Source organism: Kitasatospora sp. DSM 101779, assembly GCF_025655475.1.
In the GTDB taxonomy this organism is placed as follows: domain Bacteria; phylum Actinomycetota; class Actinomycetes; order Streptomycetales; family Streptomycetaceae; genus Kitasatospora.
The window spans coordinates 4,693,566-4,714,989 of the sequence record NZ_JAHTIK010000001.1 but is presented as its reverse complement, the minus strand read 5'-3'; the positions used below and the strand labels follow the sequence as shown (position 1 = coordinate 4,714,989).

The 21,424-nt window shown below is 73.9% G+C and carries 21 protein-coding genes; 6 read left to right on the top strand and 15 right to left on the bottom strand.

Translation table 11 applies throughout. From position 1 onward, the window contains the following. Positions 1-76: 76 nt before the first annotated feature. Positions 77-352, bottom strand: a complete 276-nt coding sequence (locus tag KSNIM_RS21495) for a glutaredoxin family protein (RefSeq protein WP_263104818.1) — start codon at positions 350-352, stop codon at positions 77-79. A 108-nt stretch (positions 353-460) separates the two neighbouring features. On the opposite strand from KSNIM_RS21495, the gene KSNIM_RS21490 reads away from it, so the two are divergent. The 3 genes from KSNIM_RS21490 to KSNIM_RS21480 all read left to right on the top strand — a co-directional run bounded on the left by KSNIM_RS21490 (position 461) and on the right by KSNIM_RS21480 (position 4,291). Then, a complete protein-coding gene (locus KSNIM_RS21490) occupies positions 461-1,486 on the top strand; it encodes an HAD family hydrolase (protein ID WP_263104817.1) in 1,026 nt (341 codons plus the stop codon). A gap of 486 nt (positions 1,487-1,972) precedes the next feature. After that, a complete protein-coding gene (locus KSNIM_RS21485; protein WP_263104816.1) occupies positions 1,973-2,830 on the top strand; it encodes an ECF subfamily RNA polymerase sigma factor, BldN family in 858 nt (285 codons plus the stop codon). 255 nt (positions 2,831-3,085) lie between these two features. Then, entirely contained in the window at positions 3,086-4,291 is a 1,206-nt protein-coding gene (locus KSNIM_RS21480) for a DUF5667 domain-containing protein (RefSeq protein ID WP_263104815.1), read from the top strand. Positions 4,292-4,381: 90 nt separating this feature from the next. On the opposite strand, the gene KSNIM_RS21475 is transcribed toward KSNIM_RS21480, so the two are convergent. The 8 genes from KSNIM_RS21475 to proC all read right to left on the bottom strand — a co-directional run bounded on the left by KSNIM_RS21475 (position 4,382) and on the right by proC (position 11,447). After that, a complete protein-coding gene (locus KSNIM_RS21475) occupies positions 4,382-5,395 on the bottom strand; it encodes a lysophospholipid acyltransferase family protein (protein ID WP_263104814.1) in 1,014 nt (337 codons plus the stop codon). Beyond that, positions 5,392-6,450, bottom strand: a complete 1,059-nt coding sequence (locus KSNIM_RS21470) for an NAD-dependent epimerase/dehydratase family protein (RefSeq protein WP_263104813.1) — start codon at positions 6,448-6,450, stop codon at positions 5,392-5,394. The genes KSNIM_RS21475 and KSNIM_RS21470 overlap by 4 nt, the downstream gene beginning before the upstream one ends. Positions 6,451-6,679: 229 nt before the next feature. After that, positions 6,680-6,778 carry a 30S ribosomal protein bS22 gene (locus KSNIM_RS21465; protein ID WP_003948845.1) on the bottom strand — a complete coding sequence of 33 codons (99 nt, stop codon included), beginning with the start codon at positions 6,776-6,778 and terminating at the stop codon, positions 6,680-6,682. 119 nt (positions 6,779-6,897) lie between these two features. Further along, positions 6,898-7,107 (bottom strand): helix-turn-helix domain-containing protein, encoded by a 210-nt coding sequence (locus KSNIM_RS21460; RefSeq protein ID WP_052390398.1) that lies wholly within the window; start codon positions 7,105-7,107, stop codon positions 6,898-6,900. Positions 7,108-7,377: 270 nt separating this feature from the next. After that, on the bottom strand, positions 7,378-8,577 hold the full coding sequence (locus tag KSNIM_RS21455) for an acetoin utilization protein AcuC (RefSeq protein ID WP_263104812.1): 1,200 nt from the start codon (positions 8,575-8,577) through the stop codon (positions 7,378-7,380). Positions 8,578-8,619: 42 nt separating this feature from the next. Then, entirely contained in the window at positions 8,620-9,816 is a 1,197-nt protein-coding gene (locus tag KSNIM_RS21450) for an MFS transporter (protein ID WP_263104811.1), read from the bottom strand. A 99-nt stretch (positions 9,817-9,915) separates the two neighbouring features. Next, a complete protein-coding gene (locus tag KSNIM_RS21445) occupies positions 9,916-10,569 on the bottom strand; it encodes an HAD family hydrolase (protein ID WP_263104810.1) in 654 nt (217 codons plus the stop codon). A 53-nt stretch (positions 10,570-10,622) separates the two neighbouring features. After that, entirely contained in the window at positions 10,623-11,447 is an 825-nt protein-coding gene (gene proC, locus KSNIM_RS21440; RefSeq protein ID WP_263104809.1) for a pyrroline-5-carboxylate reductase, read from the bottom strand. 217 nt (positions 11,448-11,664) lie between these two features. Here proC and KSNIM_RS21435 point away from each other — a divergent pair, with 217 nt between their 5' ends. Next, the gene (locus tag KSNIM_RS21435; protein ID WP_263104808.1) at positions 11,665-13,251 is read left to right on the top strand and encodes a PHB depolymerase family esterase; all 1,587 of its coding nucleotides are present in this window, start codon (positions 11,665-11,667) and stop codon (positions 13,249-13,251) included. 43 nt (positions 13,252-13,294) lie between these two features. Here the strand turns inward: KSNIM_RS21435 and KSNIM_RS21430 are convergent, their stop codons facing one another. Continuing rightward, a complete protein-coding gene (locus KSNIM_RS21430) occupies positions 13,295-14,182 on the bottom strand; it encodes a prohibitin family protein (protein ID WP_263104807.1) in 888 nt (295 codons plus the stop codon). 273 nt (positions 14,183-14,455) lie between these two features. Here KSNIM_RS21430 and KSNIM_RS21425 point away from each other — a divergent pair, with 273 nt between their 5' ends. Beyond that, positions 14,456-14,890 carry a hypothetical protein gene (locus KSNIM_RS21425; protein ID WP_263104806.1) on the top strand — a complete coding sequence of 145 codons (435 nt, stop codon included), beginning with the start codon at positions 14,456-14,458 and terminating at the stop codon, positions 14,888-14,890. A gap of 248 nt (positions 14,891-15,138) precedes the next feature. Here KSNIM_RS21425 and KSNIM_RS21420 read toward each other — a convergent pair whose 3' ends face one another. After that, positions 15,139-15,618: an Lrp/AsnC family transcriptional regulator gene (locus tag KSNIM_RS21420; protein WP_263104805.1), complete on the bottom strand. Its 480-nt coding sequence runs from the start codon at positions 15,616-15,618 to the stop codon at positions 15,139-15,141. 138 nt (positions 15,619-15,756) lie between these two features. Between KSNIM_RS21420 and KSNIM_RS21415 the strand changes: the two genes are divergently transcribed. Next, positions 15,757-16,917 (top strand): trans-sulfuration enzyme family protein, encoded by a 1,161-nt coding sequence (locus KSNIM_RS21415; protein WP_263104804.1) that lies wholly within the window; start codon positions 15,757-15,759, stop codon positions 16,915-16,917. A 71-nt stretch (positions 16,918-16,988) separates the two neighbouring features. Here the strand turns inward: KSNIM_RS21415 and KSNIM_RS21410 are convergent, their stop codons facing one another. The 4 genes from KSNIM_RS21410 to KSNIM_RS21395 form a co-directional block, all read right to left on the bottom strand. Next, entirely contained in the window at positions 16,989-17,447 is a 459-nt protein-coding gene (locus KSNIM_RS21410) for an EamA/RhaT family transporter (protein ID WP_263104803.1), read from the bottom strand. A gap of 107 nt (positions 17,448-17,554) precedes the next feature. Beyond that, a complete protein-coding gene (gene ilvD / locus KSNIM_RS21405) occupies positions 17,555-19,399 on the bottom strand; it encodes a dihydroxy-acid dehydratase (RefSeq protein WP_263104802.1) in 1,845 nt (614 codons plus the stop codon). Positions 19,400-19,535: 136 nt separating this feature from the next. Beyond that, entirely contained in the window at positions 19,536-20,303 is a 768-nt protein-coding gene (locus KSNIM_RS21400) for a class I SAM-dependent methyltransferase (protein WP_263104801.1), read from the bottom strand. Between the two features lie 28 nt (positions 20,304-20,331). Further along, positions 20,332-21,165, bottom strand: a complete 834-nt coding sequence (locus KSNIM_RS21395; RefSeq protein ID WP_411543879.1) for a sugar phosphate isomerase/epimerase family protein — start codon at positions 21,163-21,165, stop codon at positions 20,332-20,334. Positions 21,166-21,424 lie beyond the last annotated feature (259 nt).

Here is a 21,424-nt window from a genome sequence, read left to right as displayed (position 1 = left end):
CCCCCCCCCCCCCCGCCGATCGGCGGGGGTGGCGGGGGAGAACAGCGGCGGGCGGTGGCGGCGGACGGGCGCCGGATCAGGCGCCGAGGGCGGCGCGCAGCCTGCGCTCGTCCACCCGCCAGAAGTCGTGCTGGCGGCCGTCGATCAGGGTGACCGGGATCTGCTCGGCGTACTGGTGGTACAGCGTCTCGTCCTGGGTGATGTCCCTCTCCTCGAAGGCGGCGCCGAGCTCGCCGGTCACCCGGACGAGGATCGTGCGGGCGTCGTCGCACAGGTGGCAGCCGGGCTTGCCGATCAGGGTGACCACCCGGTCGGCGGGCTTCTTGTTCTTGTCGCGTCGCAGCAGGCTCACCCGGCCATTGTGCGCCCGTGGCACGGGTCACGGCTCCGATGCGCACCGTTAACGGCTCCTGCACGCGGGCGTCACGGGAACACCGTTCCGGCTGGCTATGCTCGGTCCATGGCCGCGCTACGAAGGCTCCACCTCGCAAGGCGTTCCCCCGACGAGCGGACCGCGCTGGCGGGCGAGGCCGCCGCCGACGCGGCCGAGGCCGACCTGCTCGCCGCGCAGCGCGCGGAGCGGAACGGCGCGACGGACACCGCGCAGCGCACGGCCGAGAAGGCGGCGAAGCCGGAGAAGGCCGAGAAGCCCGAGAAGGCCGGGCGCGGCAGGAGGGCACCCGCCGAGGACCACACCCCGACGCCCGGCGACCCGCAGGCGGCGGCGTTCTTCGACTGCGACAACACGATCCTGCGCGGCGCCGCGATGTTCTACCTCGGCGTCGGCCTGTACCGGCGGCGGTTCTTCACCCGCCGCGACGTCGCCCGCTTCGTCTGGCAGCAGACCTGGTTCCGGCTGCACGGCTCGGAGGACCCGACGCACATCGCGGACGCCCAGGACACCGCGCTCGGCCTGGTCGCCGGCAAGCGGACGGCCGAGCTGGAGCAGATCTGCGAGGAGATCTTCGAGGAGGTCATCGCGGACAAGGTCTGGCCCGGCACCCGGGCGCTCGTCCAGATGCACCTCGACGCCGGGCAGCGGGTCTGGTTGGTCACCGCGGCCCCGCAGGAGATCGCCCGGATCATCGCCCGCCGGCTGGGCATGACCGGCGCCCTGGCCACCGTGGCCGAGACCTCGAACGGCGAGTACACCGGCCGGCTGGTGGGCGGGCTGCTGCACGGGCCGGCCAAGGCGGCCGCGGTGCAGGCGCTGGCCCGCCGCGAGCAGCTGGACCTCTCCCGCTGCGCGGCGTTCAGCGACTCCGCCAACGACATCCCGATGCTCAGCCTGGTCGGCCACCCCTACGTGGTGAACCCGGACGCCTCGCTGCGCCGGCACGCGCGGACGCACGGCTGGCGGGTCCGCGACTTCCGCACGGGCCGCAAGGCCGCCAAGGTGGGCCTGCCGGCCGCCGCCGGACTCGGCGTCGCGGCGGGCGCCACGGCCGCGGCGCTGGCCGTCCACCGGCGCCGCCGCACCGCCTGAGCCTCCGGCCGCGCCGTGCACGGCGGCCGACCGGCCGTCACATGTGCCCTGGTCCGGGGCGGTTGCCCGGGCGTCCACCCGCGGCCCGTCAACTCCTCACACCTACGGGCGAACTCGGGCGGACGGCGGCGCGTCGGCCCCGCTTCGCAGTTGACCGGATCCGATCGTTCGGCGCCTCGGGAAACTTGTGGGTTACCGGATCGCGAGGCAGGGAAAGCGCCCGCCCCTCACTCGAATCGGTCACACCGCGTTGACATTCGATCACTCGGAGCGCGCTCCGACCGGCCACCGACGATCAGTACCGGCTGAATATACGCGTCATCCGGATCTCAAACGACCACTTCCGCCACAGGGTGTAGCCGTCATTGCACAAAGCGTTATCCTCTCCTGGATGCACGGCACCTGCGTGTCCCCCGGCGGGGGCAGGGGGCGTGCTCTCCGCGCAGGCGGAGGTGACCCGTCCACAGTTCTGCCTCTGGGAGTCCCGTGTACCCACCCGTCCGGAACGACGCGCCCGCCACCTCCAGCCCGTCGACCGCCACCCTGCGCACCGGCGCCCGGCTGGACCGGCTGTGGGCCGCCATCCGCGAGTTCCAGGTGCTCGTCCCCCAGCCCGTCCTCGCCGGTGCCGGCGCACCCGTCGCCCCCGGCCCGCGCCCCGTCCCCGCCTCCGGCACGCTGCTGCGCTCCACCGCCACCAGCGGCACCGCCGCCGGCGGCGCCACGACCGGCGCCCGCCGCGGCGTCGGTGCCCCGGCCCGCAGCCGCCCGCGCACCGACCGGGGCACCGAGACCGACCACAACCCGGTGATGGAGCTGGTCGAACGCGCCCAGGCCGGCGAGAGCGAGGCCTTCGGCCGGCTCTACGACCAGTACTCGGACACCGTCTACCGGTACATCTACTACCGGGTCGGCAGCCGGGCCACCGCCGAGGACCTCACCAGCGAGACCTTCCTGCGGGCGCTGCGCCGGATCGGCACCTTCACCTGGCAGGGACGGGACTTCGGCGCCTGGCTGGTGACCATCGCCCGCAACCTGGTGGCCGACCACTTCAAGTCCAGCCGGTTCCGGCTGGAGGTCACCACCGGCGAGATGCTGGACTCCAACGAGTGCGAGCGCAGCCCGGAGGAGTCCGTCCTGGAGTCGCTGGCCAACGCGGCCCTGCGGGACGCGGTGCGGCGGCTCAACCCCCAGCAGCAGGAGTGCGTCAACCTCCGCTTCCTGCAGGGGCTCTCGGTCGCCGAGACGGCGCGGATCATGGGCAAGAACGAGGGCGCCATCAAGACCCTGCAGTACCGCGCGGTGCGGACACTGGCACGCCTGCTGCCCCCGGACGCGCGGTGAGCCGGCTGCCGTGACGTCCATAGCCGACGGACCGTCACCCGGGCCCGTGCTCCGACACGGGCGGGTGAATGCGCGGTCACATGATCAGTCGTGCGTAACCGACTCCCGGCACCGCTCGTTGGCCAGCGTGGAAACCATCAGCGGGCATGCGGTCAAGCAGGTTCGGACCGCATCACCCGATGGTGTGGTTTCGGCCCGCCGAGACAACCTTCCGGCAGGCCACGGTGTCGACAACGACGAAGGGAGGTGCGGCCCGTGACGGCAAACGTGCTGGAGCACCGGCGGGCGAAGGCCTTCGCCGAGGCATTGGAGGCCCACCGGACGGACAACTCACCCGGCGGGGGCGGCCCCGACGGGAGCACACCGGGCGGTGCCCACCGTGCCGGATCCACCGCGATGGCCGAGCTGCTGGCCGTGGCGGACACCCTCGGGGAGCTGCCGGTACCGGAGTTCTCCGCGGAGGCCAAGGCGGTCCAACGGGCCCGGCTGATGGCCGCGTTCGAGCAGGCGTTCGCCGGGGGCGGCACCCCTGCGGTGCCGCGGCAGCGCGGACACCGGGCCGCCCGGGCGGCCCGCGGCCGCTGGGGCCGCCGCCTCGCGATCGGCGGCCTGGTCGCGGGCGTCGCGGTCGGCGGTTTCGCCGGTGCCGCGGCCGCCAGCGGCGGTGCGCTGCCGGGCGACGCCCTCTACGGCATGAAGCGCGGCCTGGAGGGCCTCCGGCTGGACTGGGCGGGGTCGGACTCCGAACGCGGTGCGCTGCTGCTGGAGCAGGCGACCGCCCGGCTGGACGAGGCGCAGAGCCTGCTCCAGCGGTCCGGCTCGCCGGACACGCTGAGCCCCGACACGGTCGAGCAGGTCCGACAGGCGCTGGACGACATGCACGCCGAGGCCGTCCGCGGCCGCGACCTGCTGCGCTCGGTGTACCGGAGCAACGGCTCGCTGGCCCCGATGCGCCAGCTCGCCACCTTCGCCTCGGGCCAGGACGACCGCTGGACTCGCCTGCACGACCGGCTGCCCGGCCAGCTCGGCCCGCAGGCCGACAAGGTCGACGAGCTGTTCGACGACATAAGCGAGGACGTCGCACCCCTGCATCTGGAGACGCCCGGTTCGGGCGGCCAGCACGGCACGGGGTTGGGCGACGGTCAGTCCTCGGACAAGGCGTCGGGCGGTGCCGTCCAGGGCAGCACGCAGGGCGGTTCGGGTGCGCCGACGGCGCACGGCACCGGCACCGCCCCGAACGGCGCCGCGCCGAGCGCGGCCCCGCAGGGTGTCAGCGGTCTGGTCGACGGCCTCACCAACGGCCTGGGCGGCGGGCAGACCGGCACGCCGGCCACCGGCGGCACGACCGGATCGGGCGCCTCCCCCGCCCCGACCGGCTCGGCCTCCGGAGCGCCGGAGGGTCAGGGCATCACGATCCCGCCGCTGATCCCCGGGCTGCTGCCCGGTCTCACCCTGGGCTGAGGCCGGCTCCGCCGGAGCGGCCGTGGGATTCCCGAGCTCCCACGGCCGCTCCGGCGTTCCCGGGGCCGTGCCGCGGCCCGGACACCGGTGTCAGAAGAACACCGACCGCCGCTGCACCAGCAGCTTGTACAGGGTGTGCTGGATGGTCTCGCGGACCTGGTCGGCGAGGTTGAAGACCAGCATCGGGTCGTCCGCGGCCTCCCGCGGGTAGCCGTCGGTCGGGATCGGCTCGCCGAACTGGATCGTCCACTTGGTGGGCAGCGGGATCGCGCCGAGCGGCCCGAGCCAGGGGAAGGTCGGGGTGATCGGCACGTACGGCAGCCCGAGCAGCCGGGCCAGCGAGCGGAAGTTGCCGATCATCGGGTAGGTCTCCTCGGCGCCGACGATCGAGCAGGGCACGATCGGCACGCCCGCGCGCAGGGCGGAGGAGACGAAGCCGCCGCGGCCGAACCGCTGGAGCTTGTACCGCTCGGAGAAGGGCTTGCCGATCCCCTTGAAGCCCTCCGGCCAGACCCCGACCACCTCACCGCGCTCCAGCAGCGCCTGGGCGTCCTCGTTGCAGGCGAGGGTGTGGCCGGCCTTGCGGGCCAGCTCGCCGGCGACGGGCAGGACGAAAACCAGGTCGGCGGCGAGCATCCGCAGGTGCCGCCGGTGCGGGTGGTGGTCGTGGATCGCGACCTGGGTCATCAGCGCGTCGAGCGGGATCGTGCCGGAGTGGTTGGCGACGATCAGCGCGCCGCCCTCGGCGGGGATGTTCTCGACGCCGAGGACCTCGACCCGGAAGTACTTCTCGGCGACCGGTCGCAGCAGCGAGAGCAGCACCTCCTCGGTGAGCTCCCGGTCGAAGCCGAACTCGTCGACCTCGTAGTCGCCGGTGATCCGGCGCCGCAGGAAGGCCAGGCCGCTCGCGGCGCGGTCCTCCCAGCCCTTGCCGAGGACCTTGGTGGCGGTGGCGCCGAGCTGTCCGGCGAGCGCCCCGCCGACGGCCTCGGCCAGCCGGTCCGCGAAGCCGCCGCCGGCCGGGCTCCCGGCGTGCCAGCTGGGCGCGGACTCGATCGGGATGACCTTGGCGTCGGCCGGCTCGGTCTTGCGGGCTGCGGTCATCGCGGCATCGGCTCCTGGGTGCGGCGGTCGTCCTGGCCGAGCAGGGCGGCCAGCCGGTCGGTGACGGCGGCGAGCCGTTCTGGGGGCAGCAGGCCCGCCCGCTGGGCGGCGACGAAGTCGGCGAACGCCTCGGCGGTGGTGAAGCGGGGGGTGTGGCCGAAGGTCTCGCGGAGCTGGGTGGTGTCCACGACCCGGCCGTGGGTGAGCAGCTGGATCAGCTCGGGCGAGATGTCGGCGAGCCTGGTCTGTCGGACGAGCCCGGCCACCGCGCCGAGCGCGGGCCTGAGCAGCGGCACGGTGGGCCGGCCGAGGCGGCGGGCGCACTGCGAGAGCAGCAGGACGCCGTCGCCGGCCACGTTGAAGGTGCCGGTGTTGGTGGTGCCGGGGCGCGGGTCGAGGGCGGCGAGCCGCAGCACCTCCACGGCGTCGTCCTCGTGGACGAACTGCAGCCGCGGGTCGCGGCCGAGCACGGTGGGCAGCACGGGCAGGGTGAACCAGGCGCAGAGCGGGGTGTCCCCGACCGGGCCGACGATGTTGGCGAAGCGCAGCACGGTGACGGCGACGTCGGGCCGGCGGCGGGCGAAGCCGCGGACGTAGCCCTCGACCTCGGCGGCGTCCCGGGCGAAGCCGCCGGCCGGGAGTTCCTTGGGCTGCATCCGCTCGTGGAAGACGGCCGGGTCGCGGGGCGCGGAGCCGTACACGCCGGTGGTGGACTTCACCACCAGGCGGCGCACCCCGGGGGCCTTCTGGCAGGCTCCGAGCAGCTGCATGGTGCCGATGACGTTGGTCTCCTTGACGGCGGAGCGACCGCCCGGGCCCATGGCGGAGACGTTGAGGTGCACGACGGTGTCGACGCCGTGCTCGGCGATCACCCGGGCGACGGCCGGGCGGCGCAGGTCGACCCGGGCGAAGTCGATGCCGGGCGGCAGCGCCTCCGCGGGCGGCTGGACGTCGACGCCGACGACCTTGTCCACCCCGTGCGAGCGGGCGATCGCGGCGGCGAACCGGGCGCCGAGGTGCCGGGCCACACCGGTGACGAGTACGGTCCTGCCCACGCTGCTGCGGCCTCCTCCTGTCGCCCTGACTGCACCGTACCGTGCGGATGTTTCCGGGCCGTACCGGCGCCACGCCCCGGCCCCGCACCGGCGCCACGATCGGGTGCGAAGACACCACTGCCCGCCCGGGCTCGGCCCGGGCGGGCAGTTCGGACACCTGGTGCGCGCGAGGCGGCCGTCGGTGCAGCGGCTGGCCCCCCGCGTGAGCGGGAAGTAGTCCGGCCGCGGGTTACTTCTTGTTGCGACGCTGCACGCGAGTGCGCTTCAGAAGCTTGCGGTGCTTCTTCTTGGCCATACGCTTGCGACGCTTCTTGATGACAGAGCCCACGGAACAAACCTCGCTCACTCGGACCCCGTCCATGGGAGACGGGTGTCCATACGACTGACGGAGGGCCTAGCCTACCGTCCGCCCGGGGTAAGCAGTAATCCTGCCCTGCCGTGTCAGGCCTACGCGCTCTCGAGCCGCACGTAGGACTCCTTCAGGTACGCGTGGACCGCCTGCTCCGGGACGCGGAACGAGCGCCCGACCCGGATCGCCGGCAGTTCACCGCTGTGCACCAGGCGGTACACCGTCATCTTGGACACCCTCATGACCGAGGCCACCTCGGCCACGGTCAGGAAGACGACTTCCTGCAGGGGGCGTTCGCCTGAACTCATGACCATCACCCGACCCTTACCCGTGTGCAAGGCACCGGCTTCCCCTCCGGTGACTCCACCGGCACACGTGTATGCCCAGAGTAGTTATGGGTGGTACCAGTGGGAAGAGGGGGATGCCCAGTCCTTGTACGGTGCGGCATCCCCCGATTGCAGTACGTAGCCGAAAGGCGTATGGCGCAGGCGGACCGGCCGGTCGGGCGTGGCGGGGCGCTCGGGAGCACCGGCCCGGCGCGCGCGGCGCGGGCGGGGGCGCCGGGCCCCGGCCGCAGGTCAGGGCAGCAGGCCGTGGTGGGGATAGACGGCGCGGCGGGCGGCGAGGATCGCCTGGTCGAGGCGGGAGGCCGGGTCGTAGCCGTCGTGGAAGTCCCGCCAGTCGGGGTCGGCGCCGTCGGTCATCCGCAGCGGCGCCTGCTGCCGGGTCCGGCGGTAGACCTCGGCACGCCACTCCTCGGGGGTCTCGGCGGCCGGGTCGAGCGGGCGGCCGGCCGCGGTGGCGACCAGGTGGGTCCAGGTTCTGGGCACCACGTCGACCACCGCGTAGCCGCCCCCGCCGAGGGCGATCCAGCGGCCGTCGGCGTGCTGGTGGGCGAGGCCGTGCAGCGCCTCGGCGACGAGGCGCTGGGCGTCGAGGCTGACCGCGAGGTGGGCGAGCGGGTCCTCGACGTGGGTGTCGGCGCCGTGCTGGGTGACGAGCACCTGCGGGCGGAAGGCGGCGAGCAGTTCGGGCACCAGGGCGTGGAAGGCGCGCAGCCAGCCGGTGTCGCCGGTGCCGGCCGGCAGCGGCAGGTTGGCGGCACTGCCGGGGGCGTCCGGCCCGCCGGACTCGGTGGACCAGCCGGTCTCCGGGAAGAGTGTCGCGGGGTGCTCGTGCAGCGAGACGGTGAGCACCCGCGGGTCGTTCCAGAAGGCCTGCTGGACGCCGTCGCCGTGGTGCACGTCGACGTCGACGTAGGCGACCCGCTCGGCGCCGAGCTCCAGCAGCCGGGCGATGGCGAGGGCCGGGTCGTTGTAGACGCAGAAGCCGGAGGCGCGGTCGGGCATGGCGTGGTGCAGCCCGCCGGCGAAGTTGACGGCGTGCCGGGCCTCGCCGCGCCACACCGACTCGGCGGCGGCGACGGACTGGCCGACGATCAGCGCGGAGGCGGTGTGCAGGCCGGGGAAGGCCCAGTTGTCGTCGGTGCCGAGGCCGTGCCGCAGATCGGCGAGGTCCGGGTCGGCGGCGACCTTGCGGACGGCGGCGATGTACTCGGCGGTGTGCACCAGGCGCAGGGTCGAGTCCCCGGCGGCGGGGGCCGAGCGGACGGTGACACCGGGGCCGCCGCCGAGCCCGAAGGCGTCGACCAGGTGCTTGGTGAGAGCGAGCCTGGTCGGGTCCATCGGGTGGCCGGGGCCGAAGTCGTACGCGGTCACCGCGTCGTCCCAGAAGAGGTGCAGGCCGCAGGGGTTGTCGTCGCGCTCGGCGTCGGGCATGCCTCCACCGTAGTGGGTGGCCGGGGGCGGGACGCAGGGGGTTCAGTGCGCCTGGGCGGGCTCCTTGGACTCCCGGGCCGGTGCGGGGGCGAAGTGGCCGGCGAGCGGGAGGATCACCAGCACCAGCAGCATCGGGGCGAGCAGCGCGGCCCGGTAGGAGCCGGCGTCGCCGATCGCCCCGACCAGCGGCGAGCCGACCAGGAAGCCGACGTAGTTGAAGAGGTTGAGCCGGGCGACGGCGGCGTCCGAGTCGGCGGGCATCAGGCGGCCCCCGGCCGCGAAGACCTGCGGAATGATCGCGCAGATGCCGAGCCCGAGCAGGGTGAACGCGGCGATCCCGGCCCAGGGGGCGGGGGCGACCGCGGCGGCGGCGAAGCCCAGGGCGGCGGTCGCCGCACCGACCCTGACGACCGCGACCGCGCCGAACCGCTGCACGCCGCGGTCGCCGAGGGCGCGGCCGGCCAGCATCGCCAGCATGTAGCCCAGGTAGGAGAGCTTGGCGAGGTCGTCGGGGCTGTGCAGGGTGTCGGTGAGGTACTTGACGCTGTAGTTGGAGACCGAGGCGTCCGCGATGTAGGCGACCGCCATGGCGAGGCAGAGCGGCAGCAGCGGGCGCCAGGGGACGGCGCGGCCGGCCGCGCGGGCCGCCTGCTCGACGGCGTCGCCGAGTTCCGCCGGGCCGGCGAAGCGGGTGCCGACCAGCAGGGCGGCCGGGATCAGCACCGCGGCGGAGCCGGCGAACAGCACGCTCAGCGGGTTCCCGCGGTGCGCGCCGAGGCCGGCGACGGCGGCACCGGCGATCCCGCCGAGGCTGAACGCGGCGTGGAAGCCGAGCATGATGCTGCGGCCGTACCGGTGCTGGAGGCCGACGCCGAGCATGTTCATCGAGGCGTCCAGTGCACCGACCAGCAGCCCGAAGGCGGCCAGGGCGAGGGCGAGCTGCCACAGGGCGGTGCCGACGCCGACGGCGGCGAGGGCGAGGCAGACGGCGGGCTGCACGACCCGCAGCACGGTGCGGGGGCTGCTGCGTCGCACCAGTGCCTCGGAGGCGATGGAGCCCGCCCCGGCGAGGATCGGCACCGCGGCGAGGAAGACCGGCAGGAGGGAGTCGTCGAGCCCGTACCGCCGCTGGATCTCCGGGATGCAGCTGACCAGCAGGGCGAAGGTGGCGCCCTGCAGCAGGAAGCTCGCTGCCAGTGCGGCGCGCGCCTGCCGCAGCCGTCCGGTGGTCTCGGCCATGGGGCCCCCGCTACTGGTGGGTACCGACGTGTGGTGGCCGAGCGTAGGCCCTCGCGAGCCGTTCCGGGAGGGGGTGAACCGATCAGGGGCGCTCCCCGGTCAGTGGCCCAGGAGTGCGGAGACCTCGGCGAGGCGGGAGAAGAGGCCGGTGGCGCCGGCGGCGGTGAGCTTGGCGGGGTCGGTGAGCGCGGCGTAGCCGTACACGTCCATGCCGGCGGCGCGCGCGGCGAGCACGCCGTTGGGGCTGTCCTCCAGGACGAGGCAGCGCTCGGGCGGCACACCCATGGTGCGGGCGGCGTGCAGGAAGAGGTCGGGGGCGGGCTTGCCGACGCCGACGTCCTGGGCGCTGAAGATCAGTTCCTCGGCGAGGTGCCCGCGCAGGCCGGTGAGGTCGAGCGCGGTGCGGATCCAGGAGTGGTGCGCGGAGGAGGCCAGGCAGTACGGGACGCCGGACTGCTGCAGGGTCTTGAGCAGGGCCTCCGCCCCGGCGACCGGTCCGAGTTCGGCCTCGAAGGCGGCGAACACCCGGCCGTGGAAGAGGTCGTCGAAGCCCTCGGGCAGCCGGTCGCCGTGCCGCTCCAGGATGACGTCGTGGACCCGGTGCGCGGCGGTGCCCATGTAGTCCCGGTAGGAGTCCTCGACGGTGGTCGGGTAGCCGAGTTCGGTGAGGTACGCGGCCAGCACCCGGTTGGAGATGGGCTCGCTGTCGACGAGCACCCCGTCGTTGTCGAAGATCACCAGGTCGTAGCTCACCCGGTCGAGCCTACCGGCCCGGCGCCGGGGCTCCGGTGCCGGGCCGCGGCGGGCTACTTGCCGCCGCCGGCCAGCTCGCGGGAGCGGTCGCGGGCGGCCTCCAGGGCACCGAGGAGGGCGGCGCGGACGCCGTGGTTCTCCAGTTCGCGGATGGCCGCGATGGTGGTGCCGGCCGGGGAGGTGACCGCCTCACGGAGCTTGACGGGGTGTTCGCCGGAGTCGCGCAGCATGATCGAGGCGCCGATCGCGGACTGCACGATGAGGTCGTGGGCGACCTGCCGGGGCAGGCCGAGCAGGATGCCGGCGTCGGTCATCGCCTCGACCAGGAAGTAGAAGTAGGCCGGGCCGGAGCCGGAGAGGGCGGTCGCCGCGTCCTGCTGGGCCTCGGGCAGGCGGATCGCCTTGCCGACCGAGCGGAAGATCGCCTCGGTGCGCTCCAGATGGGCCTCGGAGGCGTGCGAGCCGCCGGAGATGACGCTCATGCCCTCGTCCACCAGGACGGGGGTGTTGGGCATGACGCGGACGACCGGGGTGCCGGCGGCGAGCCGCTCCTCGAACCAGGCGGTCGGGATACCGGCGGCGGCGGAGACGACCAGCCGGTCGGGGGCGATGTGCGGCGCCAGTTCGTCGAGCAGGGTGCCCATGTCCTGCGGCTTCACCGCGAGGATCAGGGTGTCGGCGAGCTTGGCGGCCTCGGCGTTGCTGACGGCCGTGACGCCGTAGCGGGCGGCGAGTTCGGCGGCGCGCTCGGGGCGGCGGGCGGTCACCAGGACGTCGGCCGGGTCCTCGCCGGCCCGCAGCAGGCCGGAGAGCAGGGCCTCGCCGATCTTGCCGGTGCCGAGGAAGGCGATCTTCTGTCCGGATGCGCTGCTGGGCATGGGGCCGCTCCTTCGTACGGTGCTCTGCGGCCATCCTCGCACCGGCGGAGGGCCGTGGGCCGGGATGTCCGAACCGTGGGCAGCGCGGTCGCGGACGGCCGGGGCCTGCAATGGGGTGCGCCGCCATCCGGTGGCGTCCGGGGTGTCCGTCCGTACCGTGCCGGGCGGCGCGGCACCGCCCGTACGGTCGGCTCTCCCCCACCTGAGGAGTTCCCCCATGACGTACGACACGCCCCTGAGACGGTGGTGGGCGGCGCTCGCGCTGCTCGCCGTGGCCGCGGCGGCGGTGCTCGGGCTCGGCCACGGCGAGGCCAGGGCCGCCGGCACCGTCCAGGTCACCGGGTTCGGTTCGAACCCGGGCAATCTGCTGATGTACCGCTACGCGCCCGCCGCGCTGCCGGCCGGGCGGCCGGTGGTGGTGGCGCTGCACGGCTGCACCCAGTCGGCGTCGTACGGCGAGGCGGCAGGCTGGACGCACTGGGCGGACGCCTGGGGCTTCGCCGTGGTGATGCCGCAGCAGCAGTCCGCCAACAACTCCTCGCAGTGCTTCAACTGGTTCCAGCCCGGTGACTTCGGGCGGGACGCGGGCGAGGCGCTGTCGATCCGTCAGATGGTCGCGAAGACCGTGGCCGACCTGGGCAGCGATCCGGCCCGGGTGTACGTGACCGGCCTGTCGGCGGGCGGGGCGATGACGGCCGCACTGCTGGCGGACTACCCGGACGTGTTCGCGGGCGGCGGCGTGGTCGCCGGGCTCCCGTACCACTGCGCCACCACGGCGGTCGAGGCCTCGGTGAACTGCATGACCATGGGCACCTCGAAGACCCCGCAGCAGTGGGGCGACCTCGTCCGGCAGGCGTACCCGTCGTGGACGGGGGCGCGGCCGAAGGTCTCGCTCTGGCAGGGCTCGTCCGACTCGGTGGTGAAGCCGGTGAACCTCACCGAGCTGATGAAGCAGTGGACGGACGTCGCCGGCACCGGCCAGACGCCCGCGGTGAGCGACACCGTCGCGGGCTACCCCCACCAGGTGTACCGGGATGCCTCGGGCGCCGACCGGGTCGAGGTGTACTCGATCACCGGCATGGACCACGGCCAGCCGGTCGACCCGGGCAGCGGCGCCGAGCAGTGCGGCACCGCCGGGGCGTACGTGCTGGATGCGAACCTCTGCGCCTCCTACCGGATCGGCCGGTTCTGGGGCCTGGACGGCTCGGCGCCGTCGCCCTCCCCCAGCCCGCCGTCCTCGCCGTCCCCGTCCCCCTCGCCCTCGGGCGGCTCCGGCAGCACGCAGCTCACCGACGACACCGCGCGGGACGGCTACGTGAAGGCCGCCGCGGACGGCGGTTCGCCCGCGGTGGGCACCCTCGCCGACAGTCTGGGCCTCGCCGTGGGCCGCGGCACCGACGGCAGGCAGAACCGGGCGCTGCTCTCCTTCGACGCCTCGGCCGTCCCGGCCGGCGCCACGATCACCGGCGCGCGGCTGACCCTGGGCTACGGCAGCGGCAGCGGGGACCCGTGGGCCGCGGCGCAGCTGACCGTCGACGTGCGGGACGGCTGCTTCGGCGCGGCCTGCACCGCCGGCACGGACGACTGGTCGGCCCCGGCGAGCGCGGGTGCGGCGGCGACGGTGGCCCGGTTCGCGTCGGGCTCCCGGACCTCGGGCGAGTTCTCCGCGGCGGGTGTGGCCGCGATCCGGCCCGGGTCGACGGTGCAGCTGCGGCTGCAGTTCGACCAGGCGCTCGCCTCCACCGCGTACGTCTTCCTGCAGCGCGGTGCGGGTGCGGTGCTCACCGTCGACTGGACGCTCTGAGCCGGACCGGGTGCCGGGGGCGGCGGCCCCCGGCACCCGGGCGTCAGCGCTTGGTGCCGTCGACGATGACCGGCGAGCCGCCGGTGCCGCAGGGACTGGCGTACACCGGGTTCTTCTCGGCGGCGGCCTTGAAGGCCTCGATGCACTGGCTCATCAGGATCTTGTCGGTGAGTGAGTTGGCGATGGCGGTGTTGGCCGCGGCGGTGCTGTCCGCCTCGATCTTCCGCTTCTCGGCCTCGGCCTTGGCGGTGCGGACGGCGGCCTCGGCCTGGGCGGTGGCCTGGTCCTGCTGGATCTTCTGATCGATCGCGTGCTGCAGGCTGTCGCTGGGCTTCACGTTCCGCAGGTTGACGCCGTTGACGAGGATGCCGCGCGGTGCCAGCCGGGCGGTGATGAGCCGCTCGATCTCGGTGCTGATCGCCTCGCGCTGGGAGCTGTAGCCCTCGACGCCGGTGTGCTTGGCGAAGACGTTGCGCACGATCTCGCGGCTGTCGGGGTAGACCAGGCGCTTCTGCACGGCGTCGGTGTCGCCCGCCAGCTTGAACAGGCTCTGGGTGTGCTTGGGGTCGACCGACCACTTCACGGTGATGTCCGCGTAGAGCACGCCGCCCTCGGAGGAGCGGACCTCGACGGTGTCCTTGCCGGTGAGGTCGAGGTCGACCGGCCGGGTCGAGAAGGTGGAGACGTCGGTCAGCGGCGACTTCAGGTGCAGTCCCGGCTGCCACGTGCCGCCGACCTTGCCCAGGGTGGTGGGCACGCCCACCTCGTAGGGCGCGACCACGTGGACGACGGTGGCGAGGCCCGCGAGCAGGCCGAGGCCGACGGACACCAGGCCGGACGCCGTGGCCGCCCCGGAGTCGGTGACCTTGCGCCACCTCAGGACGAGCAGGACGGCGCCGACGAGGAGGAGCAGGACGGCGGTGATCAGCATCTGGGATCTCTCGGTGGACGGACGGGACGGCCGCAGCATAGGGATGCGACTGCCTCTGGGAGACCGGATTCAAATGATGTTCATATGAACCACAGGTGCCGTTGGGGCCGACCGCGCCCGGCGCCGACGACGCGTCAGCAGACGCTCACGGACGGCTCCCTCCCGGGCGGACCGGCTCCGGCCGAACAGCCGTCCTCGGGGGAAACTCGGGGATCACCCCTATGGATTTCCAGGGACCCCCGGGCGCACGGTGGTGACATGGGAAACGGAGATTTGTCGCGAAGTGAGAGCCGTCAGGTCGCCGTCGCCGCGGCGACTCTCGGCCCGTGGCGGACGGCTGCGGCCGTCGGCACGGTGGTCGGCGGTGCCGCCCTCGGGGTGAACATCGTCACCGGGAACTGGTCCATGGACATCCTGGCCGGGCCGGTCGGCCTCGGCCTGTTCTTCTTCTTCCTCGTCGGCACGCTCGGCGGCCGGCTGCGCCGGGACACCGGCGACCGGCGGCTCCAGCGCTGGGCCGACGAGCACCCCTGGCAGTCGGCGCTGCCGGCGGCCGGCGCGCTGTGGGTGCTGAACACCCTGGCGATGACCCTGCTCGGCAGCTCGGGGCTGTTCGCCGCCCTGTTCGCCTCGCTGCTGCCCGCCGGGCTGCTGCTGGCGGTCGCGGGCGTGGTCGGCTCGGTCAAGCAGGCCCGCCGGCGCGGCTGACGGGCGGTCGGCGGCTCCGCCCCGGCCGAGCTGACGGAGCACCTCGGGGCGGGCACCCGCGTCGGATCTGGGCAACAACGTGTGCGCGTCGGGCAGCGGCTACCTGGAGACGGACTTCAGCGTCGCCATCGGCCTCGGCACGAAGAGCCGCACACCGGCCCGGTGGTCGACCCCTACGACCCGAACCGCAAGCCGGACGACCACGGGGCCTGCGGCACGCTGACGCGGAGCTGACGCGCCGTCCGGGGTCAGTCGCCCGCCGTGGGGGCGGCGCCCCGGACGTGGCCGAAGATGAGGCTGGTCTCGGTGTGCTGCACCGCGGGGTGCGCGGTGAGGTGGTCCAGCACGAAGTCGCGCAGTGCGTCCGTGTCGGCGACCGCGACGTGCAGCAGGTAGTCGTCGGCCCCGGACAGGTGGTAGGCGGCCACCACGCCCGGCAGCCGGGGTATGCCGCCGGCGAAGCTGCTGATCTGCTCCTTGGTGTGCGCGTGCAGCCGCACCGCGATCATCGCCTGGATGCCCAGCCCGACCGCACCCGGCTCCACCTCGGCGTGGAAGCCGCGGATCACACCGCGCTCCCGCAGCGCCCTGATCCGGCCCAGACAGGTGGACGGGGCGATGCCCACCGCCTCCGCGATGGCGTTGTTGGGCATCCGGGCGTCGGCGACCAGCAGCCGCAGGATGGCCCGGTCGACAGGGGCGAGTTCGCGCTGCGGATTCTTCGGCACGGGGCCCACGATCGTCGGACCGCTCGAACATCCGCAAGACCTACCGGCCGGTATCCGAATCTTCTGCCGAACTGTGGCCGCTGACCCGCGGACTCTTCACCATGGGGCCACCCCCACACCCCGCCGAGGAGGCCACCCATGCCCCACGCCGACACCCGGGCCGTCCACGCCGGCAGAACCGACCTGCGCGGCCTCGGGACCCATGTCCCGCCGATCGACCTCTCCACCACCAACCCGCTCCCCGGCGTGGAGACCGGCGGCGACAGCTACGAGGCACTGGCCACCGGCGGACTCGTCCCGGACGGCGGCAGCGCCGTCTACCAGCGGCTGTGGAACCCCACCACCGCCCGCTTCGAGGAGGCCCTCGCCGAACTCGAGGACTGCGAGCAGGCGGTCGCCTTCGCCTCCGGCATGGCCGCGCTCGCCGCCTGCCTGCTGGCCGCCCGCGCCGAGGGCAGGGGGCACGTCGTCGCGGTCCGCCCGCTGTACGGCGGCACCGACCACGTGCTGGCCACCGGACTGCTCGGCACCGAGGTGACCTGGGCGACCGCCGGCGAGGTCGCCGCCGCGATCCGCCCGGACACCGGCCTGGTGGTCGTCGAGACCCCGGCCAACCCCACCCTCGACCTGGTCGACCTGTCCGCCGTCGCCGCACAGTGCGGGGACGTGCCGCTGCTGGTCGACAACACCTTCGCCACGCCCGTCCTGCAGCAGCCGGTGCACCACGGCGCCACCCTCGTCCTGCACAGCGCCACCAAGTACCTCGGCGGCCACGGCGACGTCCTGGCCGGTGCCGTCGCCACCGACGCCGAGTGGGCGGCCCGGCTGCGCCGGGTCCGCGCGGTGACCGGCGGCATCCTGCACCCGCTCGCCGCCTACCTGCTCCACCGCGGCCTGCAGACGCTGCCGCTGCGGGTGCGCCACCAGGCGGCGAACGCCGCCAAGGTGGCGGCCTGGCTGGCCGGCCGCCCCGAGGTCGAGCAGGTCTACTACCCGGGCCTGCCGGAGTGCGACCCGCAGGGCCTGGTCGGCCGGCAGATGACCGGCGCCGGCTCGGTGCTCGCCTTCTCGCTGCGTGGCGGGTACGAGGCGGCGGCCCGCACGGCCGCCGGCTGCGACCTGATCACCCACGCGGTCTCGCTCGGCGGCGTGGACACCCTGATCCAGCACCCCGCCTCGCTGACCCACCGCCCGGTCGCCCCCGAGGCCCGCCCGCACCCCTCCCTGCTCCGCCTCTCTGTCGGCCTGGAGGAGCCCGAGGACCTCTTCGACGACCTCGCCCGGGCCTTCGGAAAGTAGGGAACCCACCAGGGGCGGCCCATCAGGGGCGCTGGGGGCACCTGACTTGCCTCCCCCGTGGAGGCGGCCCCTCAGCGGCGCCCGCGGCGGGCCTTCTCGTAGGCCGCGCGGTGCACCGCCTCGCCCGGGGCCTCGACCAGGCTGCGGAAGAAGTAGGCGGCGAGCGCACCTGCTCCGCCGATCAGCCAGACGGCACCCAGCGAGCGGTCCTCGGCCATCCAGCCGTCGAGGGTGTGGCGGCCCTCGGTGAGGGTCTTCCAGGTGCGGATCGCCGCGAGGCACGAGCAGATCGCGACGGCCGCGATCAGCAGCACGTCGACGAAGCGGCCGGCGTCGGAGAGCGCCACGCCGGCGATGGCGAACCGCAGCACCAGCGCGGCGGCGGCCGTGCAGACGAGGGCGCCGAGCGAGACCAGGACCCGGCGCAGCCAGTAGCCGCCGCCGTGGTCGACCCAGGTGGTGCCGAAGAACCGGATCGGCTCGGGCTCGGGGCCTGCGGCGGGCTTCCTGCCCGGGGTGCGCTGGTTCACGGCACCCATTGTCGCCCGGCCGGGGGGCCGGGCGGCGGAGGGGCGCCGCAGACCCGACGGCAACAGGGCCGCGGGGTACGGCGCCCTTCCGGTCCGCTGCCGCGGTCTCAGCCCAGCTTGCTGATGTCGCGGACGGCGCCCTTGTCGGCGGAGGTGGCCATCGCCGCGTACGCCTTCAGGGCCTGGCTGACCTGGCGCTGACGGTTCCTCGGCTTGTAGCCGCCGTCGGCCTCCAGCTTGAGCCGGCGCTCGTGCAGCTCCTCGAAGGAGACCTCCAGGTTGATCTTCCGGCCGGGGATGTCGATGGAGATGGTGTCGCCGTCCTCGACCAGGGCGATGGTGCCGCCGGAGGCGGCCTCCGGGGAGGCGTGGCCGATCGACAGGCCGGAGGTGCCGCCGGAGAAGCGGCCGTCGGTGATCAGTGCGCAGGCCTTGCCGAGGCCGCGGCCCTTGAGGAAGGAGGTCGGGTAGAGCATCTCCTGCATGCCCGGTCCGCCCTTGGGGCCCTCGTAGCGGATGACGACGACGTCGCCCTCCTTGACCCGCTTGGCGAGGATCGCCTCGACGGCGTCCTCCTGCGACTCGACGACGACGGCCGGGCCGCTGAAGGTCCAGATCGACTCGTCGACGCCGGCGGTCTTCACGATGCAGCCGTCCTCGGCGAGGTTGCCGTACAGCACGGCCAGGCCGCCCTCGACGGAGTAGGCGTGCTCGACGCTGCGGATGCAGCCCTTGGCGGCGTCGGTGTCCAGGGACTCCCAGCGCTCGGACTGCGCGAAGGCCTCGGAGGTGCGCTTGCAGCCGGGGGCGGCGTGCCACAGCTCGACGGCCTCGGCGGAGGGCGAGCCGCCGCGGACGTCCCAGGTCTTCAGCCACTCGGCGAGCGAGTCGGCGTGCACGGTGTGCACGTCCTCGTTCAGCAGGCCGCCGCGGTACAGCTCGCCGAGGATGGCGGGGATGCCGCCGGCCCGGTGCACGTCCTCCATGTAGTACGAGCCGTTCGGCGCGACCTTGGACAGGCAGGGCACCCTGCGGGAGATCGCGTCGATGTCCCGCATGTCGAAGTCGAGCTCGGCCTCCTGGGCGGCGGCGAGCAGATGCAGGATCGTGTTGGTCGAGCCGCCCATCGCGATGTCGAGGGCCATGGCGTTCTCGAAGGCGGCCCGGGTGGCGATGTTGCGGGGCAGCACGGACGCGTCGTCCTGGTGGTAGTGCCGCTTGGTGATCTCGACGACCGTCTGCCCGGCCCGCTCGTAGAGGTCGCGGCGGGCGGTGTGGGTGGCCAGCACGGAGCCGTTGCCGGGCAGCGAGAGGCCGATCGCCTCGGTGAGGCAGTTCATCGAGTTGGCGGTGAACATGCCGGAGCACGACCCGCAGGTCGGGCAGGCGTTCTCCTCGATGATCGCGATGTCCTCGTCGGAGACGTTTTCGTTGACCGCCTGGGAGATCGCGTCGACCAGGTCGAGCTTGCGGACGGTGCCGTCGACCAGGGTGGCCTTGCCGGCCTCCATCGGGCCGCCGGAGACGAAGACCGTCGGGATGTTGAGGCGCAGCGCGGCCATCAGCATGCCGGGGGTGATCTTGTCGCAGTTGGAGATGCAGAGCAGGGCGTCCGCGCAGTGCGCGTTGACCATGTACTCGACCGAGTCGGCGATCAGGTCGCGGGAGGGCAGCGAGTACAGCATGCCGCCGTGGCCCATCGCGATGCCGTCGTCGACGGCGATGGTGTTGAACTCGCGCGGGATGCCGCCGGCCTGCTTGATCGCCTCGGAGACGATCCGGCCCACCGGCTGCAGGTGGGTGTGGCCCGGCACGAACTCGGTGAAGGAGTTGGCCACCGCGATGATCGGCTTGCCGAAGTCCTCCCGGGCTACGCCGGCGGCCCGGAGAAGGGCGCGGGCGCCCGCCATGTTGCGGCCGTGGGTGACGGTACGGGACCTCAGCTCGGGCATGCGCTCCACTCCTTCGGGGCCTGCGGGCGGCCGCTGCGCTGGTGGAAGAGGGTGCAGGACCGCTGTCCTACCGAGGTTACGCCCCCCGGTCCGGGCGGTGGACGCCTGTCCGCGATGCGGTCAGCGCGTCCATGGGTCAGGCCGCTGTCCGGGCCACGAAGAGGTCGAGCACGTACGGCTCGGTCAGCACGCCGTCGGGGTGGGCGGCGAGCAGGGCGGCCCGCTCGGCGGCGAGGACGGGGGCCTGCTGCTCGGCCGGCAGCACCGCGAAGTAGGAGCGCGACCCCAGGTCGGCCAGGTGGCTCTCCACCGTCACCTGCCGCGCCCAGTGCAGCCGGGCCGTCCCCGCCTGCAGCCCCCGCGCGGCGAGCGGCTCGGCGAAGGCCGTGAGGCTGGAGCCGTAGAAGTGGTACGAGGGCAGGGCCTTCGCGAGCCGCTGCTCCTGGTCGGCGATCCAGCCCTCGGCGCGGTCCTTGACGTTCCACCAGAGCGCCAGTGAGCCGCCGGGGCGCAGCACCCGCAGGGCCTCCGGCACCGAGCACTCCGGGTCCGTCCAGTGGAAGGCCTGGGCGTAGGTGACCAGGTCGGCGGAGTCGTCGTGGCAGGGCAGGTCGTCGCCGACGCCCTTCACCACCGCGATCTCCGGCGACACCGCCCGCAGCCGGGCCGCCATGCCGCCGCTCGGCTCGACCGCCAGCACCCGGGCGCCGCGGGCGGCGAGCAGCCGGGTGGCGATGCCCGTCCCGGCACCGACGTCGACCACGTCGGCCCCGGCGAGCGGCCGCCCGGCGAGGCGCTCCAGCTCGTCGAAGAGCTCGGCCGGGTAGGTGGGCCGCGCGGCGTCGTACTGCTCCGCGACCGGCCCGAACGAGAGCGCGTGGGCCCGCTGCTGAAGGTCTGTCATGTCCTGCCTCCCTCGGTACCGGGACAGGTTAGCCCCGGCGCAGCCGGGCGGGGGTGGCGAGGTGCAGCCGGGTGAAGGCTAGCGCCTCGGCGAGGTCGGCCTCCTGCTCGGCGGCCGAGGCGGAGCGCCGGGTGTTGACCTCCAGCACCACGTGCCCGTCGAAGCCGCTGCGGGCGAGGCGCTCCAGCAGCTCCGCGCAGGGCTGCTTGCCGCGGCCGGGGATCAGGTGCTCGTCCTTGCCGGAGCCCGAGCCGTCGGCGAGGTGGATGTGGGCGAGCCGGTCGCCCATCCGGTCGGCCATCTCCAGGGCGTCGATCCGGGAGGTCGCCGCGTGCGAGAGGTCGATGGTGAAGTGCCGGTACTCCTCCTCGGTGACGTCCCAGCCCGGCGCGTAGGCCAGCATCTCGCGGTCCTTGTACCGCCACGGGTACATGTTCTCCACCGCGAATCGGACGTCCGTCTCGCCGGCCATCCGGCCGATCCCGGCGACGAACTCCCGTGCGTACTGCCGCTGCCAGCGGAACGGCGGGTGGACGACGACGGTGTCCGCGCCGAGCCGCTCGGCGGCGGCGCGGGCGCGCACCAGCTTGGTCCACGGGTCCGTGGTCCACACCCGCTGGGTGATCAGCAGGCAGGGGGCGTGCACGGCGAGGATCGGCATGCCGTGGGCGTCGGAGAGGCGGCGCAGCGCCTCGATGTCCTGGCTGACCGGGTCGTTCCAGACCATGACCTCGACGCCGTCGTAGCCGAGCCGGGCGGCCAGTTCGAAGGCGGTCTCGGTGGTCGACGGGTACACCGAGGCGGTGGACAGCGCGACCTTGGTGTCCGGGACGTGCACCGCGGGATGCGGCGGCAGCACCAGGCGGTCGGTGGTGCGCAGCAGCGGCGCGCGCTGCGGCTCCTTGCGGCGGGCCTCCTTCACCGCGCGGGCCACCTTGGCGACGGCGGCGGTGCGGGCCGCGGTGGCGGTCTGCACGGACTTCGCGGAGCGGGCCGTCCGGGTCGCGGCGCCCTTGGCCGTCCGCGAGGCGGCGCCCTTGGCGGTGCGGGAGGCGGCGGCGGCCCGCTCGCCGAGTGTGCCGGCCTTGTCCTCGCTGCGGCGCCGCGGCGGGCTGTCGGCC

What these genes read in the sequence shown, in the direction of transcription:
- KSNIM_RS21490 (WP_263104817.1), top strand. Translation starts at nt 461, where the DNA reads ATGGCCGCGCTACGAAGGCTCCACCTCGCAAGGCGTTCCCCCGACGAG.
- KSNIM_RS21475 (WP_263104814.1), bottom strand. Translation starts at nt 5,395, where the DNA reads ATGACCGCAGCCCGCAAGACCGAGCCGGCCGACGCCAAGGTCATCCCG.
- KSNIM_RS21460 (WP_052390398.1), bottom strand. Translation starts at nt 7,107, where the DNA reads ATGAGTTCAGGCGAACGCCCCCTGCAGGAAGTCGTCTTCCTGACCGTG.
- KSNIM_RS21455 (WP_263104812.1), bottom strand. Translation starts at nt 8,577, where the DNA reads ATGCCCGACGCCGAGCGCGACGACAACCCCTGCGGCCTGCACCTCTTC.
- KSNIM_RS21450 (WP_263104811.1), bottom strand. Translation starts at nt 9,816, where the DNA reads ATGGCCGAGACCACCGGACGGCTGCGGCAGGCGCGCGCCGCACTGGCA.
- proC (WP_263104809.1), bottom strand. Translation starts at nt 11,447, where the DNA reads ATGCCCAGCAGCGCATCCGGACAGAAGATCGCCTTCCTCGGCACCGGC.
- KSNIM_RS21435 (WP_263104808.1), top strand. Translation starts at nt 11,665, where the DNA reads ATGACGTACGACACGCCCCTGAGACGGTGGTGGGCGGCGCTCGCGCTG.
- KSNIM_RS21430 (WP_263104807.1), bottom strand. Translation starts at nt 14,182, where the DNA reads ATGCTGATCACCGCCGTCCTGCTCCTCCTCGTCGGCGCCGTCCTGCTC.
- KSNIM_RS21415 (WP_263104804.1), top strand. Translation starts at nt 15,757, where the DNA reads ATGCCCCACGCCGACACCCGGGCCGTCCACGCCGGCAGAACCGACCTG.
- ilvD (WP_263104802.1), bottom strand. Translation starts at nt 19,399, where the DNA reads ATGCCCGAGCTGAGGTCCCGTACCGTCACCCACGGCCGCAACATGGCG.
- KSNIM_RS21400 (WP_263104801.1), bottom strand. Translation starts at nt 20,303, where the DNA reads ATGACAGACCTTCAGCAGCGGGCCCACGCGCTCTCGTTCGGGCCGGTC.